Annotated in this window: 15 protein-coding genes, 1 tRNA gene, 1 pseudogene and 1 riboswitch; of the genes and pseudogenes, 7 read left to right on the top strand and 10 right to left on the bottom strand. The window is 71.2% G+C overall.

Going from position 1 to position 14996, the window contains the following annotated elements; genetic code table 11:
• Window positions 1-2: 2 nt before the first annotated feature.
• The 6 genes from SNA_RS18985 to SNA_RS19005 form a co-directional block, all read right to left on the bottom strand.
• Window positions 3-1256 carry a GNAT family N-acetyltransferase gene (locus SNA_RS18985; RefSeq protein WP_030065705.1) on the bottom strand — a complete coding sequence of 418 codons (1254 nt, stop codon included), beginning with the start codon at window positions 1254-1256 and terminating at the stop codon, window positions 3-5.
• 33 nt (window positions 1257-1289) lie between these two features.
• On the bottom strand, window positions 1290-1415 hold the full coding sequence (locus SNA_RS44730) for a hypothetical protein (RefSeq protein WP_275042012.1): 126 nt from the start codon (window positions 1413-1415) through the stop codon (window positions 1290-1292).
• A 179-nt stretch (window positions 1416-1594) separates the two neighbouring features.
• A complete protein-coding gene (locus tag SNA_RS18990; protein WP_051877249.1) occupies window positions 1595-2644 on the bottom strand; it encodes a Rieske 2Fe-2S domain-containing protein in 1050 nt (349 codons plus the stop codon).
• Window positions 2645-2722: 78 nt separating this feature from the next.
• Window positions 2723-3532, bottom strand: a complete 810-nt coding sequence (locus SNA_RS18995) for an ABC transporter permease (protein WP_052808933.1) — start codon at window positions 3530-3532, stop codon at window positions 2723-2725.
• Window positions 3529-4194 carry an ATP-binding cassette domain-containing protein gene (locus SNA_RS19000; RefSeq protein WP_241779727.1) on the bottom strand — a complete coding sequence of 222 codons (666 nt, stop codon included), beginning with the start codon at window positions 4192-4194 and terminating at the stop codon, window positions 3529-3531. The genes SNA_RS18995 and SNA_RS19000 overlap by 4 nt, the downstream gene beginning before the upstream one ends.
• A 196-nt stretch (window positions 4195-4390) precedes the next feature.
• Complete coding sequence (locus tag SNA_RS19005) at window positions 4391-5233, bottom strand: GNAT family N-acetyltransferase (RefSeq protein ID WP_044365974.1); 843 nt, start codon at window positions 5231-5233, stop codon at window positions 4391-4393.
• Between the two features lie 221 nt (window positions 5234-5454).
• Window positions 5455-5541: riboswitch (ZMP/ZTP riboswitch) on the top strand.
• Between SNA_RS19005 and SNA_RS19010 the strand changes: the two genes are divergently transcribed.
• On the top strand, window positions 5523-5723 hold the full coding sequence (locus tag SNA_RS19010; protein WP_030065711.1) for a hypothetical protein: 201 nt from the start codon (window positions 5523-5525) through the stop codon (window positions 5721-5723). Its footprint overlaps the riboswitch before it by 19 nt.
• 35 nt (window positions 5724-5758) lie before the next feature.
• Window positions 5759-5860, top strand: a pseudogene (locus tag SNA_RS41350) (IS5/IS1182 family transposase); the annotation flags it as partial.
• Between the two features lie 31 nt (window positions 5861-5891).
• Here SNA_RS41350 and SNA_RS19015 read toward each other — a convergent pair.
• On the bottom strand, window positions 5892-6779 hold the full coding sequence (locus SNA_RS19015; protein WP_063752557.1) for an SAM-dependent methyltransferase: 888 nt from the start codon (window positions 6777-6779) through the stop codon (window positions 5892-5894).
• Between the two features lie 320 nt (window positions 6780-7099).
• Here SNA_RS19015 and SNA_RS19020 point away from each other — a divergent pair, with 320 nt between their 5' ends.
• The 3 genes from SNA_RS19020 to SNA_RS19030 all read left to right on the top strand — a co-directional run bounded on the left by SNA_RS19020 (window position 7100) and on the right by SNA_RS19030 (window position 10163).
• Window positions 7100-7723: a histidine phosphatase family protein gene (locus SNA_RS19020; RefSeq protein WP_030065713.1), complete on the top strand. Its 624-nt coding sequence runs from the start codon at window positions 7100-7102 to the stop codon at window positions 7721-7723.
• A 71-nt stretch (window positions 7724-7794) separates the two neighbouring features.
• Window positions 7795-7866, top strand: a tRNA-Arg gene (locus SNA_RS19025).
• A 2-nt stretch (window positions 7867-7868) separates the two neighbouring features.
• Window positions 7869-10163, top strand: coding sequence for a hypothetical protein (locus SNA_RS19030; RefSeq protein ID WP_044365942.1), 2295 nt, complete (start codon window positions 7869-7871; stop codon window positions 10161-10163).
• Between the two features lie 101 nt (window positions 10164-10264).
• Here the strand turns inward: SNA_RS19030 and SNA_RS19035 are convergent, their stop codons facing one another.
• Together SNA_RS19035 and SNA_RS19040 are read right to left on the bottom strand one after the other, a co-directional pair.
• On the bottom strand, window positions 10265-10843 hold the full coding sequence (locus SNA_RS19035; protein ID WP_241779728.1) for a GNAT family N-acetyltransferase: 579 nt from the start codon (window positions 10841-10843) through the stop codon (window positions 10265-10267).
• Between the two features lie 41 nt (window positions 10844-10884).
• Window positions 10885-12231 carry a (2,3-dihydroxybenzoyl)adenylate synthase gene (locus tag SNA_RS19040; RefSeq protein ID WP_052808934.1) on the bottom strand — a complete coding sequence of 449 codons (1347 nt, stop codon included), beginning with the start codon at window positions 12229-12231 and terminating at the stop codon, window positions 10885-10887.
• A 536-nt stretch (window positions 12232-12767) separates the two neighbouring features.
• Here SNA_RS19040 and SNA_RS41360 point away from each other — a divergent pair.
• Complete coding sequence (locus SNA_RS41360; protein ID WP_037789513.1) at window positions 12768-13352, top strand: CAP domain-containing protein; 585 nt, start codon at window positions 12768-12770, stop codon at window positions 13350-13352.
• An 18-nt stretch (window positions 13353-13370) separates the two neighbouring features.
• Here SNA_RS41360 and SNA_RS19050 read toward each other — a convergent pair whose 3' ends face one another.
• Window positions 13371-13841 carry a hypothetical protein gene (locus tag SNA_RS19050; RefSeq protein ID WP_051877251.1) on the bottom strand — a complete coding sequence of 157 codons (471 nt, stop codon included), beginning with the start codon at window positions 13839-13841 and terminating at the stop codon, window positions 13371-13373.
• 216 nt (window positions 13842-14057) lie between these two features.
• On the opposite strand from SNA_RS19050, the gene SNA_RS44735 reads away from it, so the two are divergent.
• On the top strand, window positions 14058-14981 hold the full coding sequence (locus SNA_RS44735; protein WP_275042013.1) for a hypothetical protein: 924 nt from the start codon (window positions 14058-14060) through the stop codon (window positions 14979-14981).
• Window positions 14982-14996: the final 15 nt, after the last annotated feature.

Here is a 14996-nt window from a genome sequence, read left to right on the forward strand (position 1 = left end):
GCTCAGTAGAGCGGGAACGCCCACCCGCCCGGGTACCAGGGCTCCCGCTCGCCGCGGAAGGCGGTCGAGGCGAGGGCGAGGGCGCCGGGGCGCAGCTCCTGGACGAGTCCTGCGGCGGCGAGGGCCGTCAGTGTGGTGCCGCCGAGGAAAGCTGCGCCGAGTGCGTCTGCCGCCATCCGGAGGTCGGCGGGTGCGGTCGTGGGCTCGCAGGAGACCTTCCCGCCGTCCGCCGTGAGCCGATGGTGTCCGGTGTTCCACGGGCAGAAGGCGTCCTGTACGTCCAGGACGAGGTCGAGCGAGACCGCGTAGCGTCGTCCCATCAGGGCCCGGTCGACGTCGGCCGGCCGCACCCACAGCCGGTCGACCACGGTGGAGTGGAGCGCTCGCGGGTCGGCCAACAAGTGGGGCAGCGGCTCGTCCACGGCGCCCTCGTACTCGATCCAGGTCGCCAGGTCGATCCCGGCGAGGAAGCGCCAGAGCGCGGCGTACGCCTGGCGCGAGAGTGCCGCCAGTTCCACCACCCGCACCACGCCGGTGCTCTCGCCGAGCCCGTCCGGCGCGGATCCGTGCCGGTAGAGGGCGTAGCCGGTGGCCCGGCCGTCGCTGTCCCGGTGAACGGCGAAGCGCAGGGCGGTGGCCGTCCCGCGGGCCGGTGGTCGGTCGGCGAGGCGGACCCTCCAGTGACTCTCCTGCCGGTCGGGCCAGCCAACGCTCGCGGTGCGCGCCTGGTCGTAGACCTGCTCGATGACGGGGCGGGCGCGGGCGGCGGGCACCAGCCGGACGGAGCCCTCGCCGAAGTCCGTATCCGGGCGGAAGCGCAGGGCGCGCCGGTCGCAGCGGATCCGGTTTCCCCGGGTGGCGGGGCCGTAGCCGAAGCGCCCGTAGATCCCGGCTTCGGAGGGGCGAAGGGCGGCGATCGGTTCGCGGCGGTTTTGGTGCAGGTCCGTCAGCTGCCTGCGCATCATCGCGGTAAGGATGCCGCGGCGTCGATGCGTCGGCGCCACGCCCACGGAGGCGATGCCCGCTACGGGTATGACGCCCCCGGGAACGGTCAGCACCCGGCTGTAGACGGACGCGCCGGCCACCGGCTCGCCCCCGTCGAACGCGGCCAGGGTCCGCCCCAGATCGGTCGCCGCCCGCTGGTCGGCCAGGTCCTCGTCCGAGCGGTCCATGCCATAGGTGTCGGCGATCATGCACGCCCAGGGGCCGAACTCTTCGTCGGTGACGCTGCGAAGCGGGTACGGAGGATGTGTCATCGGGTCTGTGTACCCCCTGACTCGCCCCGAGCGCTACGCCCGCCGGAGTTCCGACTGGTCCTTGGCGCCGGTCAGTTGCTCGCCGTCGACGACGTACGTCGCCACGCCGGAGCCCCGGTGGTCCGGACCGCGGCGCCACTGGGTGAGACGCCCCGGCACCCAGTTTGCCCGCTAGGAGCACCTGACAGGGCTTCTGGCCCACCACGAGATCGTGCCAGCACCGTTCGTCAGGCATACGACCATGATCACGACCGGACCTCCTGGTCACAGGACGAGATCGCGCCGAGGAAAACGGGATCGCGCCGCGAGCGGACGGTTGCCGACCGGCATCGATCCGCTCACGGCCGGGCGCCGGGATGGACGGGATTGATGGGATCCGTGGGATGGGCAGGATCCGTGGGGTGGACAGGATCCGTGGGGTGGACGGGATGGAACTGCCGCGTCCAGCGTCGCCATGCGGTGATGGGACCGTCGCCCTCGGCGAGGCGGGGGCGTTCGACGTAGGTCTTGTGGTGCCAGATGCCGATGTCCTGGCGGATGTCGCGTACGTACTGGGGCCGGACGGCGTGGGTGAGTGCGGTGGCGAGGAGTCTGTCCAGCCACAGTGGGCCCTTCGCCGGGGTGCTCCCGGTCGTCAGGGCGCTGCTGATGCGGGTGCGCATCTGGAGTTGGCCGGGGATGGGGACGGTGACGGCGTTCAGGACGCGGCCGCGGATGCGCAAGCGGGGGATGTGGGTGTCGATGACGGTGAACCCCAGCCCCCAGTACTCGTAGCGGATGACGGCGTCGATGCCGTGGCCGTAAGGTCCCAGGATCTTGCGGCCCGTGACGGCCAGTTGGGCGCGATGGCGGTCGGTGGTGAAGGTGTGGAGGGGGCGGGCGTCGGTGATGCGGTGGATGTGGGCGAAGTGGCCGATGTCGACGCTGTTCTCGCCGGGGTCGTCGGGGTGGCCCCTGAAACAGTGCGTGGTCTGTGCGGTGTGCGGATAGTCGTGGGGCAGGCGAGGCAGGTCCCACTGCGGGGGCAGACCGGCGTGGTGCTGCCAGACGAAGACGAAGCCGTTGGCCTCGTGGCTGTGCCGGAGTCGCAGGCTCGCCTTGGGCGGGCGGGTGCCGTAACCGGTGGCGACGCAGGTGCCGTCGGTGTCGAAGGAGAACCCGTGGAAAGGGCAGACGAGTTGCTCACCCACGACCCGGCCGCCGCGGCCCAGGTGCGCTCCGAGATGGGGGCAGTGCGGCGCGGTCACCCGGACGAGGCCGCTGCGGGTGCGATAGACGACCACCTCGTCGCCCGCGATTCTGGAACGGCGTACCTGGCCCGGCCGTAGGTCGCTGCTGAACGCGACGGCGAACCAGCCGTCGGGGCAGGGCGTGGGAGCTGTCGTCATGGGTTTGCCTGCCTCATGGGTGTGACTGTCCTCGTCGGTGTGGCTGTCCTCGTCGGTGTCCTCATGAGTTCGCCTGCCTCATCGGTGTGACGTGCTCTCCTCGGGCTGTGTCCCAGGCCGCAGTTGTTCGGGACGGCCGTAACGGGTGCGTGTGTGGAAGACCGTGAACGCGGCGAGGGTGGCGGCGGCGAACCAGGCGAGTCCTGCCAGCAGCCCGCCCGGCAGCGAGCCGGTGGTGAAGGCCGAGGTGAGGGCGGCCCGTGTGGGTCCGTGCATGGGCAGCAGCCGTAGGCCGGGCGCATCGCCGAGCTGGCTGGCGGCGGGGTTGTGCAGCCCCATGTCGATCATGCTGGCCATGATGACGGTGAAGACGCCGGCCAGTTCGCTGCGGACCAGTGCGCCGAGGAAGATCCCGATGCCGCCGTAGGCGAGACAGGCCGTTGCCACCGCGCAGGCCAGCGTCCAGGGCTGGCGCACGGGGAAGAAGACGGTGAGCAGGGCGGTGGTGTAGAGGGCGAAGAGACAGGAGACGGCGCAGAGCGCGAGGGTTTTGCCCAGCAGCAGGTGAACGCGGGGATAACCGGCCAGGACGAGGCGGCGGTCGAGCGCGTCGGCCCTGATGGTCGCCATGAACATCATCAGGCCGGTCAGGAGGATGACGGCGTTGAGCGCGCAGGCGACGCGCATGACGCGGTCGGCGGCGGCCGATGCCGGACCCACCGTCTCGCCCAGTGCGAGGGGGAGCGCGCTGGACGGCGCTGCGGTGCCCGTGACGAAGACGAACAGCGGCAGGAAGAACACGGCCAGTCCCACCGCCAGCCTGTTGCGCGCGTGGCTGAGCAGGGCGAACCACACCGCGGTCGCCAGCGGGCGCCCGGGGCCTCTCATCCGCCCACCGTCCTTGTGCTGTCCGTGCCGACGGACCAGGGTCGTGGCGGTCCGGCGGGCTCGGCGTACAGGACACCCTCGCGCAGGTACCGGACGTCGTCGAAACGGTCGATGTCCAGGGCCAGATGGGAAACCACGGCGATGGCCCTGCCCCGCTCGCGCAGTCGGCCGACCAGTTCCCAGAACCGCAAGTAGGTCTCCCAGTCGAAACCCTGGTACGGCTCGTCCAGGAGCAGCACGGCGGGATCGTGCATCAGCGCGATGACCAGGTTGAGTTTCTGCCGGGTGCCGCCGCTGAGCACGCCCGCCCGCTCCGCGCGGTAGTCGGTGAGCGCCAGAACCTCCAGCAGTTCCTCCGCCCACCGCAGATCCGGCAGACGGTAGGCAACCTGAAAATAGCGCAGGTGCTGAGTCACCGTCAGCGAGTCATCCAGCACCAGGTCTTGTGGGCAGTAACCGACCGCCCCCGCCCGGTGCACCGCACCCTCATCCGGTGGCAGCTGCCCGGCGGCGATCCGCAGCAGCGTGCTCTTGCCCCCGCCGTTCTCCCCCACCACCCCCACCACGGCCCCCGACGGCACCACCAACGACGCCCCGCACAACACCCGTCGTCGCCCGTACGCCTTGCACACCCCCCGCAACTCCAGCCGCGCGGTCTCCACCCGCTGCCCGCTCCCTCCACATGCCGACCGACCACCACGTCCTTATCCGTCACCCCAACATTCCCCTGTTGGGCATCGGTCAAGACAAGTGCCGCGCCGGTGTGGCTGTGGCCCGTACCGCTTCGTATACGGGGAGGCGGGCGCCGGCCGCCGTCACACAAAGCCGCCGAGGCTTCCCGGACCCGCGGCGCCCCGCCTATTCGCCCGGCTCGGCGATCAGCGCAGTGGCCACGGAACGGAAGCCGAGGCGGGCGTAGATCCGGGCGACGTCCTCATCGCCCGCCGACAAGAAGAGGGTCTCGACGTCCCGGGAGCGGGCGTCGGCCACCAGGGCCGCCGTGACCGCGTGCCCAAGGCCGCGGCGGCGTGCGGTCGGTAGCGTTCCCACGCCGACGATCTCGCTGACCGGCCCCACCGGCTGGTGCTGCCCGGCGCACAGTGCCCCACCGTCCTCCACCGCGGCGGCAACACGCGTCAGGCCTGCCCGGATGCGTGCCGCAGCGCGTTCCACCGACCCGTCACCGGCGCGGCTCCGCACCGCCTCACCCAGTTCCGCCAGCCCGGCCGCTCCTACCCGCGTGCCGGGCTGGGCGAAGGCGAGGTGAGGAACGGCCAGCGCGCTCGGCAGCAGAGGATCGTCCGGCCCTACGCTGCGGATCGCCACGCCGTCGGCCCGCTCGGGCACGGCGGGGGTCGGTGCGTCCGGGCCGAGCACCATCAAGGGGTACTCGTGCACCATGAGTCCGGCCTCCTCGGCCGCCTCCCGAAGCCCCGGCGCGGTCTCGGCGACCCACTCGAAGCTCTCCGGGGCGCCCAGTTCCCGCTGGCGGACGCGTACCCGTGTCACATCAGCGGCGCTGACCGCTCCGGACCGTCCCGGAGTCGGGCGCGCGTAGAGGGGCCAGCCCGGCCCCTCACGGACGAACAGGGTCAGCGGCCCGAAGTCCTCGACCCGGGCGCCCGAGCGGGGAACGGCGTCGTAGTGCTGCTCCAGTCGGTCCAGCAGTTGACGACGGTTCTCCGGATCCACAGCTGTCATGCCGAGCATCCAAACAGCAACTCCGGTACCGCTGCCATCGCATTACGTCCGGCGACGGCCGGTCCCTGGGCGGCGGCCGCTGGAGTAGCCCCACGAGGTCATTTACGGAATGTGCGCCAGATTCCGAGCATTGGCGCCGGTCCGGAGGGGGTGGGCCGTACCGACTGATTCCCCAGCTGAGAACGCTGACCGGTGTGAGCATGCTGCGTCCACTACAGTGCGGTGTGGGCCGTGACTGGCGCTGAGGTGGAGCACCACCGGGGAGCGGTCTGACGAGACGTCGGTTGCCGTGCGCCTGGGCGAGTGGTCAGCAACGCCTGGAGGGCAAGCCTGCTGGATCCGGGCGGGCTGGTACCTGATCGGCGCCACCCACCACCAGGTCCCTCAGACCATCGGCCCCCTGGTTTTTGCCGCCGCCCTGCTGATAGCGGCCCGGCTGCTCGCCGGCCGCACCTCGGCCTCAGGGCGGATCCGGCCGACCTCGCTCTGAGTGCCCATATCCGTCACCAAGAACGAGGGTCGAGAGTGCCTGCGCTTCCGGCTCGGCTCATCGACCCGTTGTGCGCTCAGTTCGCGGCCCTTCTCCCGGCTCGGCCGGTGTATGCCCTCTCGCATCCGCTGGGCTGCACCGGCGGCGGTCGGGCCTGGCCCCTGCGGCTCACCGGCGGCAGTGGTAGATCCCCCACACCAGCAGGCCGTCGCGGCAAGCCCGCTGCCACAGCGGGAGGTTCTCCCGCACCTTGGCCAGGTAGCCGGGGCTGACCGCCCCGTCCGGCTCGGCGTGGAACCGCTGTGCTTCCTCGGTCAGCCGGGTGTAGTGGATGCGCAGTTGCCGGCTCAGCTCCTCGAAATCCACCTCGGTCAGGCCGACTTGGGACAGCAGCTTTTGGTACTGGCCCGGCGTGGACAGTGCGGGTGCGGCCAGCCGCGTCAACAGCGGCCGGATGGCCTCGGTGGGCGTGTCGTCGGACGCCATGATGTCGGTGAAGACGAACTCGCCCGCCGGCCCGAGCACCCGAGCCGCCTCGCCCAGCGTTCTGGCCGGGTCGCCGCTGTGGCACAGGGCGTCCTGGGACCAGACAACGTCGAAGTGCTCGGCGGGGAAGGGGATGTCGTCGAAGGACCCGGTAACCACCTCGATCAGCCCGTCCAGGCCGCGCTCGGCGTTGGTCGTGCGGTGGCGCCGGTTCTGCTCCTCACTGATGTTGAGCGCGGTCACCCGGCACCCGAAGCGTTCGGCCAGGTAGCGAGCCGCGCCACCGTAGCCGGAACCCAGGTCGAGGACCGTGCGGTCCGGGCCCAGCAGGTGGGAGACCTTGGCCGCGACGCGTTCCACGGTGCGGCGGGAGGCCGTCGCGACCTGCTCGTGCTCGTGTGCATAGATACCGATGTGGATGTCCTCGCCGCCCCAGAAGCTGTCGTAGAAGGCGTCCACGTCGCTGCTGTCGTAGTACGCACGCGCGGCCGCCGCGGCCCTTGCACCTCCCGTCTCCGTTGCCGCTGCTCCCGGTCCGCTCTCCGTCGTCTCCGTACCTTGATCAGCCATGTGGAGTGTCTTGGCCCGCCGCTGCCCGGCACAAACCATCCTTTCCGGACAACGGCCGAGCGGCGGCCGAGACGGGAAAGGGGAGCTGCGGGCGTCGGGAGAGGTGGGCGACTGGTCGTAACAGGGGGTCGGAGCGGTCGTCGATAAAGGTATGACTACCTTTCGGAAGTTCGTCACAGGTGTGGCGGCGGCGGCTGCGGCGGTCGGTATCGTCTTCGTCGCCGGGCCGCCCGCGACGGCCGCCGGCAAGTGGTGCAACAACTCTGTCTGCATCGAGACCTACGACCGTTCATGGAGGTCCCCGCAGCATGACTCCTTGCATGAGTGGAACGGCCCCGCGCTACCTCTACCTCGCGCGGCACGGCGAGGCTTCGCCGGATGAGAGCGAGCTGACGGACAACGGCCGTCGTCAGGCGGTGCTGCTGGGCGAACGGCTTCGGGGCGGCGCTCTCTCGGCGATTCACCACGGGCCCCTTCCGCGGGCGGAGCAGACGGCCCGGCTGATCTGCGACCAGCTCGACGACGTGCCCGCCAAGCCGTCGGAGCCGGCCGGCGACTACGTTCCCTATCTGCCGCAAAGAGCGGAGCTGCCTTCGGAGTCGGCCGATGCCCTGCTCGACCGCCTGGACCGGTTCCCGGCCGAGGAGCGCGACAACGGGCCGGAGCTTGCCCGGAAAGCGCTCGCGCAGTTCACCGGTCCGGTCGACGGCGACGCACCTCGCCACGAGCTGATCGTCACCCACAACTTCCTCATCGGCTGGCTCATCCGGGACGCCCTTGACGCGCCGAAGTGGCGCTGGATGGGACTGAACCACGCCAACGCCGCGCTCTCGGTCATCCGTTACGCACCCGGCCGGCCCGCTTCCGTCCTCTTCTACAACGACATGGGGCACCTGCCCCCGGAGCTGCGCTGGACCGGCTTCCCGCCCGAGCTGACCGTCTGAATGCGGCTGAGAACAGCGCACGAAAAAATGCGTTTGTTCGAATCCCCGCAGCCGGTTAACCTCCCCTCCATCGACGTGTAGCTCAGCAGCAGAGCACCGGGCTTCGGACCCGGAGGGCGCAGGGGCGGAACCTGCCACGTCGGCTATGGACGACGACGCTGAGCAGCAGCTTTCCGCCCGGCCCGGCGCATCCACGGACTACCCGCAGGGGCTGCTGGCCCGGGCTTTCGTGACCGCGTTGACTCATGGCGACGCCGAGACCCGGCGCCGGGCCGAAAGCCGTATCGACCGCTGGCGTGCCGTGCTGGCCGGGATGGCCGACGGCCGGCTGGCCATCGGTTCGCGCGCCCCGGTGGCCGGGCTGCCCGCCTGGGTGACACCGGAGGTCGTACGGGGCGGGTTCGCCACGACCGCCGCGAGCGCCGAGGGCCCGCTCCAGCCGTACGAGCGCGAGGCCGCGACCCGGGCAGGGATACCCGCCGAGCGGCGGGCCCTCTTCGCGTACTGCCTCACCGAACCGGGGCTTTCCCGGCTGTACGCCCTGCTCGACAGCGGCCGCTACGAGATCGCCGTGCCCGAGGAGGCCGCGCTGCTGACCGTGGCGTGGCTCGTGCGGGCGGGGGACGTGGCCGGTGCGCTGGAACTCGTCGACGTACTGGAGCCGTTCGCCGACCGGCTGCGGTTCACTCCCCGGCCGTCCGCCCTCCCCTCCCCCGACGTCGAGGCGGTCCATCGGCGCACGGTCGGCGACGCCGCAGAGGCCCTGGCGCGCCGGAGGCCCCACGCTGCCGTCGAAGCGCAGCGCGAGGCGCTCACCGTCTGGCAGCCGTTCGGCGATGAACTCCTCGCCCACTGGCTGGAAACCGCCGCCGATACCGGCCGCGTGCTGGAGCGGGTGCCCGACGCCGCCTGGTACGAGCGCGGTGCGGTGCTGCTGCGCCGCTATCACGACCTCGCCGCGGCCCACACACGCTGCACCAAGCACCGCAGCCCGAAGGAGAACCTGGGCATCCTGCGCGGCGCCCTGGAGGAGACGGTCGCCGGGCGGCCGCTGGACGCGCGTCGGCTCGGGCTGCTGCGGCACGCGGTGGAATCCATGGTGCGGCGGCGCGGCCTGCCCGGTTCCCGCCGGCACACGCAGCTGCGCATCCGGCAGGCGGCGCAGGCAGCCCCGCCCTCGCACCACGCACTCGCCCAACTGGTGCTGCGCCGGCTGTCCGAACTCCCGCAGGAGACGGGTGTGGCCGATGTGGCGCCACTGGTCGCGGACGTGTCGGCGGGCGAGGCGGCAGGGACCGGGCTGCCCGCCGGAGCACCCGTACCGGTCGCGATCCGGCAGGTGGTCGCGGCCGCGCTGAGTGCCCCGGTCGGCACGCTCGTGGAACGCGGCGTGGTGCCCTCGGCCGAGGTTCTGGCCGAACTCGTACCGCAGTTGGTCGCAGTGGCCGTTGCGCAGGCGTATCCGGACGAGGCGCTGCGCACCCTGATGGCCGCGAACTACCGGGCGTTCCGCAACCGCCGTTCGCTGCTCCTGCTCAACCTCGAACGGCAGGTGCGGGCGGAGGAACTGCCCTGGGTACGCGCCGTGGCCGACCACCGCGTCGACACGGAGGGGCAGGAACCGGCGCACACCACGCTGCGTCAGCTCGGGGAACTGGCCGTGCAGGCATTTCCCGGGACGCTCCTGCCCAATCCGCTGGTCCGCGAACTGGGCGTACTGGCCCGGCAGGCCGAGGCCGGCGCACCGTTCGTCGAAGAACTGGCCGCGGACATCTTCATGGGCACCTTCACCCCGAAATTCCTCGCGGCGGCGCGGATCGCCGCGGAGCTGCTCGGCGGCACGCTCTACGCGCACTACTACGGCATCGACTACGCGGCCGTCCGCAACCTCGCCATCACCGAGGCCGGCGAAGCCCTGACCCGCCACCATGCGGCGCGCACCTCACCCGGATTCGCGCGGCTCTGCACCGAACGTGCCGGCGGCCCAACGGGCTGGTCGGTGGCGGCCAACGGCAAGGTCATCGAACAGGCCCAGATCCTCACCACACACAATCTGGCCACCCTCGTCGGCCGCGTCGGCATCCGCCCCGCCCCCGGCTGGGACGATCTGGCCCGGCGCTGCTTCACCACCGTGTGCCGGAAGACAGCGCGCCTACAGGGCAACCCGCGGCCGCTGTCCACGATCAAGGACGCCGCCTACGCATGGCGTCAGATGATCTTTCACCTGTCGCTGTGCGATCCCGCCACACAGGCCCGGGTGATCGCCGAACTGGACGAGGAGACGGCCCGCCATCCCGACCACGTCGCGGCCCGGCTCGCCCCGGCGTTGACCGGCCTGCGCCAGGTCGCCGCCGGCGGCACGGCAGACTCGGGCGGCGGACGGCGCTTTCTCGGGTGGACCACCCAGCGGCATTGGCTGCTCCCCCACGCCCGCGGATGAGGGGTGGCGGCGGCCCCTGTGGCCGGGCCGATGTCCCGGGCGTTCACTCCCAGACGGACGCCGTCACGGCCGGGGAAGGGGGAAGAAAGAACAGGCGGGATTCAGCATGCACCGGAGCCTTTAGCTGACGTATCGTCACCGACAGCGTTCGGCAGGGCGCCTCCGTCCGCTGCGCGACGTCCGGCGTTGTCCGCCCCATCGGAGGGGTCGTCACACAAGTCCAGCACGCCGACTCGTTGGTTCCCGCTCATCTCGCCCGTCGGCCGGAATCCGAGACCCAGGTAGAAACCTTCCGGGCCGCCCTTGCCCGGGTGCCAGGTGGTGGTGAGCCGGGTGCCGCCGCGACGGCGGATCTCGGCGGCCACGGACTCGACGGCGAAGCGGCCATAGCCCCGGCCCTGTTCGCCGGCCGCGATGTTGAGGCGCCAGAGGCCCGAGCGGAGATCGATGCCGCTGCCGTCGCCGATCCAGTCGATGTCGAAGAAAGCCATGAGGAAGCCGACGGGCCGGTCGCCGTCGCAGATGAGGCGGGGCCAGGCTGTGCCGGGATGGACGTATGCCTCGGCGAGAGACTTCACGACCGGCGCGACCAGGTGCTCCTGATCGGGCCGGACGCGCAGGCCGATCGCGGCGTCGAGGGTGGCCGGGGTGATCTGCTCCAGTCCGAGGGTGCTCGTCATCCAGGAACGATAGGCAGGTTGCTCAGGTCAATGCTGAGATTTTAAAGGGTGACGAGAACCAGGTTGCCGTCCACGGTGCGCCGCGCGAGGACGCCGGTGCGGAAGTAGCCGTCGGTGGTGAAGGAGCGCGCGTTGTGGTCGGGCGCTCGGTAGTAGCCCCGCAGGGTGTACGGACCGCGGGCGAGGAGTTCGCCGGGCTCGCCGTCGGGCACGTCCTTGCCGTCGGCGTCGACGATGCGGATCTCGTCGTCGGGCGAGAGCGGGCGGCCCTGCGTGCTGCGCACGGTCTCGTCCGGATCGGCGGGCCGGGTGAGGGTGAGCAGCCCCTCCGCCACGCCGAAGACCTGTTGCAGGCCACAGCCCAGTTCGGGGCCTATCCGTTCGGCGGTCGCCCGGGGCAAGGGTGCGCCGCCGATCTGGAGGAGGCGCAGGCTGTTCAGGTCGGCCTGGGGCGTGGGGCGTTCGTCGATCCAGAGCTGGGCGGTGGCGGGTACCACCGACGTGAGGGTGACGCGCTCTCGTTCGATGACGGGAAGGCATGCGGCGGGTTCCAGGCTCTCGGCCAGGACGACGGTGCCGCCGACGGAGAGGGTACCGACGATGCCGGGGCCGCCGAAGGTGAGGTTGACGTTGAATTCGGCCGGCAGTGCGGCGAGATATACGTCGTTCTCGGTGAGGGACACCAGCTCGGCGGCGGCCCGCGCCTGGTAGGCGTAGTCGTTGTGGGTGCGCGGGATGAGGCGGGGCACCGTGGCCGTATCGCCGGAGGGCAGGAAGAACGCCACCTGGTCGGCGCTCTGCGCAGGCATCCGCACGGGCGGGGCGTCGATGGAGGCCAGTGGGAAGTAGTGGCAGCCCGATGGGTCGGTCGCCAGGCCGCCGTACGGGGACGAGGTGCCCGGAGTCTCATGGGTGAACACCCGCCGCAGGAAGGGACCTTGGGCCGCGATATCCGCGGCCATCGCCGTGTGGTCGAAGCCCTGGTACGTCGAGGGACCGACGTAGCCGGTCGCCTCGGTGACCCGTACGAGGTGGGACATCTCGGTCGCGCGGTGCGAGAGGGGGCAGAACACGGGGACCGCGCCGAGGCGCATCAGCGCGAACACGGTGATGACGAACTCGGGGACATTCGGCAGCTGGACGACGACCCGTTGCCCGGGCCTGAGGCCGCGCAGCCGGAATCCGGCGGCCATGCGGTCCACGCGCCGGTTCAGGGCCGCGTACGTGATGCGGGTGCCGCCGTGCACGAGCGCGGTCCGCGGTCCGTACTCCCGGGCCCAGCCGCGCAGCAGGTTGTCCAGCGTGTTGCCACGCCAGTGCCCGGCCGCCCAGTAGCGGCCGACGAACTCCTCGGGCCAGGGCGCGCAGCCGTCGAGCATGGAGGTCATTCGCTTTCTTCTGTCGCAGTTTCTGAACCGGACGCCGTAACCCCGCCGTCTTGACCTGGCAATCCCATCTGTCAACACGCCTTGTACGCAATGCGCTTTCCCCACCATGGGCGCTGAATTCCCTCGGCAGAAAGTCCAATGAGCGGCGCTGACCAGGGGTCGTTGGTCCGAGGGCGTCAGGGTCTCGCCCGGCTGACGCCATCCGTCCGAACGCGTCGGCCAATTTTCGTTATCGGCGTCCGGCTGCGGGGTCTCCCGGGTGTTGGACCTGCACGCAGGAAGACCCACAACCGGAGAGGGAACCCGCCATGAACCACGAGCCGGCCAGGCATCGTAAAACCGGGGCACACAGGGGGCGACGACCCCGATGGGTGGTTGCGGCAGGCGGTGTGGCCGCACTGACGACCGTGTTGGGTGGTGGGTACGGCATCGCCCAGGCACTGAGCGACGGCACACCCGGTGACGCGCTGACGGCAGCCGACGCGGCTCAGCGGTCCAGGGCAGAGGCGGAGCCCGTACGGAAGGCGCGTTCCGGCGTGTCTTCCACGACACCGACAGCCACACCGACGTCGACGCCGTCCAAGGCGCCGGCGACCACAGCCCGGAAGAGCCGCTCCAGGCCGCCGTCCGCCGCGTCGCCGAGCCCCCGTACCACCGCCGGTCCCGAGGCCACAGCTGACGACGGCGCCGCGCAGACCGCCCCCGGCACGGACACCCCGGCAGGCCGTTCCGGCGGAAGCAGCAGCCTGGCCCGGCAGGTCGTCTCCATGGTCAACGCGGAACGCGCCCGGAAAGGCTGTTCCCCGCTCGCCGTCGACGCCAGGCTCCAGGCCGCGGCGCAGCGGCACTCCGACGACATGGCCACCCGCAACTACTACGACCACACCTCCCCCGATGGCGTCGGCCCGGGCGACCGGATCACCTCCGCCGGCTATCGCTGGAGCGCGTACGGCGAGAACATCTTCAAGGGGCCCCAGGACGCGCGCACCGCGATGGCCGGCTGGATGAAGAGCCCCGGACATCGTGAGAACATCCTGAACTGCGCTTTCACCCAGATCGGCGTCGGCGTCAACTCCGCCTCCAACGGCCCTTGGTGGACCCAGGACTTCGCCGCCCCCTGAGGGGACGGGCGACCGGGGCTACGACGTTCCGACGCGCGTGTACGTCACGTCGAAGTCCGGCATCCACAGCTCGCCGTCACCTGACCGTTCCCAGCCGCCCTGGATCGTGTCGCCTCCCTCGCGGAAGGTGGCGGTGAACCGTTGGTGGAAGCCGGGAGCGGTACGCCACTGCTTCCACACGCCGTCGTGCACGGTCGTCCGGTAGACACGAGCGACGCCGCGGCCGTCGGCGTACAACGTGGTGAAGTCGCCGGACGTCTCGTCGTAGCCGGTCAGCGTCACGGTGGGGAACGGCGCGTGCGCACCCCACTCCGCGGGAAGGGATGTCTCAGGGCCCACATCCGCGCGCTGGACGAGGAAGGCGCCGCCCTCGAGCCACGCGAACTCCACCCGCACGGGCCCGACATCGTGGCCGAGGGCCCACATGTCCCACTCGCCCACCAGCGCGTCCAGCTGCCGCAGCGCGCTGTGAGGTGTTGGCTCCCGCATCGTGGTCTCCCTCTTCTCGGCCGGCCGGTCCGTTCCCGGGCCCTCTGAGCCCACCCTCCCCCACTTCAGCAACATTTCATCGAGGTTGCATCGCCTCGCGAAAGAGTTCGCACGGCGCGTCGGGCCCCCGATGCGCCTTCGCCCCGGGCCCGGCCCATGGGACCGGTGTGTGCCGTTCCCGATGGCGAGAACCGAACGGACAAAGCGAGTTGCCCCGTGAGTGAGACCCCGCAGTCGGACCCCCGAGAGGGCTTTGGCGAGGCCGGCCCCGCACAGCCGCTCCCGCAGGGAGCCCCGGACTGGGGACCTGCGGCGCCGGCCCCGGGCCAGGCACCACCCCCGGCCCCGGGCCAGGCACTGCCCCCGATCCCGGAGCGGGCGCCCGGTGTGCCCTCGGCCTGGTCGCAGACGGTCCCGGCGACGCTGCCGCAGACCGGAGGCCCCGCCGCGGGACGGGCGGGCGGCAGTCGACGGGCCTGGCTGATCGGCGGCGGCGCGGTGCTCGCCGTGGCCGCGATCGTCGGTGTGGTCGTCGTCGCCACCTCGGGGAGCGACGGGAAAAGCTCCGCGTCGGAGCAGTCCTCCGCCGGTCAGGGCGGCGCCGGCCAGCCGCCGGCGTCGGGATCGCCGGAGGCCGAGGGGAAGACGTACACCAAGGTGCCCGAAGGCTGTCAGCTGATCAAGGCGTCCACCCTCGCCCGCATCGCGCCGGGCACCGAGTGCAAGCCGTCGCAGTTCGACAACGCCAGCATGGCAGCGATGATCACCAGGATGCCGAACTGGAAAACGGCCTTCGGCTCCAGCGACGCGTTCCTCAGCATGGACGTGAACCTCTCGGTCGGCCCAGCGGGCAAAAACATGTACGACATGGACAAGCACACCGCTCTCCACGCCCTGGACAAGATGCGCAAGATCACCGACTCCCGGCCGCTCCACGATCTCGGCGACGAGGCTCACCTCGTCCACGCCGTCGACAAGGCCCCGATGAGTCTGGCCGAGGCAACGGTGATCGTCCGCTCCGGCAACGCCACGTACACCGTGGGCTACACCTACGACGTGGCGCGCTCCGGCAAGGACCAGCAGCAGGCCGAGGACGCCGCCATCGCCGCCGCCCGCGATGTGCTCGGCTCCCTCCACTGACCCGGCCGCGGCACA

Origin of the sequence: Streptomyces natalensis ATCC 27448, from assembly GCF_000935125.1 — a bacterium.
Taxonomy (GTDB): domain Bacteria; phylum Actinomycetota; class Actinomycetes; order Streptomycetales; family Streptomycetaceae; genus Streptomyces; species Streptomyces natalensis.

What these genes read in the sequence shown, in the direction of transcription:
- SNA_RS18985 (WP_030065705.1), bottom strand. Translation starts at nt 1,256, where the DNA reads ATGACACATCCTCCGTACCCGCTTCGCAGCGTCACCGACGAAGAGTTC.
- SNA_RS18990 (WP_051877249.1), bottom strand. Translation starts at nt 2,644, where the DNA reads ATGACGACAGCTCCCACGCCCTGCCCCGACGGCTGGTTCGCCGTCGCG.
- SNA_RS18995 (WP_052808933.1), bottom strand. Translation starts at nt 3,532, where the DNA reads ATGAGAGGCCCCGGGCGCCCGCTGGCGACCGCGGTGTGGTTCGCCCTG.
- SNA_RS19005 (WP_044365974.1), bottom strand. Translation starts at nt 5,233, where the DNA reads ATGACAGCTGTGGATCCGGAGAACCGTCGTCAACTGCTGGACCGACTG.
- SNA_RS19015 (WP_063752557.1), bottom strand. Translation starts at nt 6,779, where the DNA reads ATGGCTGATCAAGGTACGGAGACGACGGAGAGCGGACCGGGAGCAGCG.
- SNA_RS19020 (WP_030065713.1), top strand. Translation starts at nt 7,100, where the DNA reads ATGAGTGGAACGGCCCCGCGCTACCTCTACCTCGCGCGGCACGGCGAG.
- SNA_RS19030 (WP_044365942.1), top strand. Translation starts at nt 7,869, where the DNA reads ATGGACGACGACGCTGAGCAGCAGCTTTCCGCCCGGCCCGGCGCATCC.
- SNA_RS19035 (WP_241779728.1), bottom strand. Translation starts at nt 10,843, where the DNA reads ATGACGAGCACCCTCGGACTGGAGCAGATCACCCCGGCCACCCTCGAC.
- SNA_RS19040 (WP_052808934.1), bottom strand. Translation starts at nt 12,231, where the DNA reads ATGACCTCCATGCTCGACGGCTGCGCGCCCTGGCCCGAGGAGTTCGTC.
- SNA_RS19050 (WP_051877251.1), bottom strand. Translation starts at nt 13,841, where the DNA reads ATGCGGGAGCCAACACCTCACAGCGCGCTGCGGCAGCTGGACGCGCTG.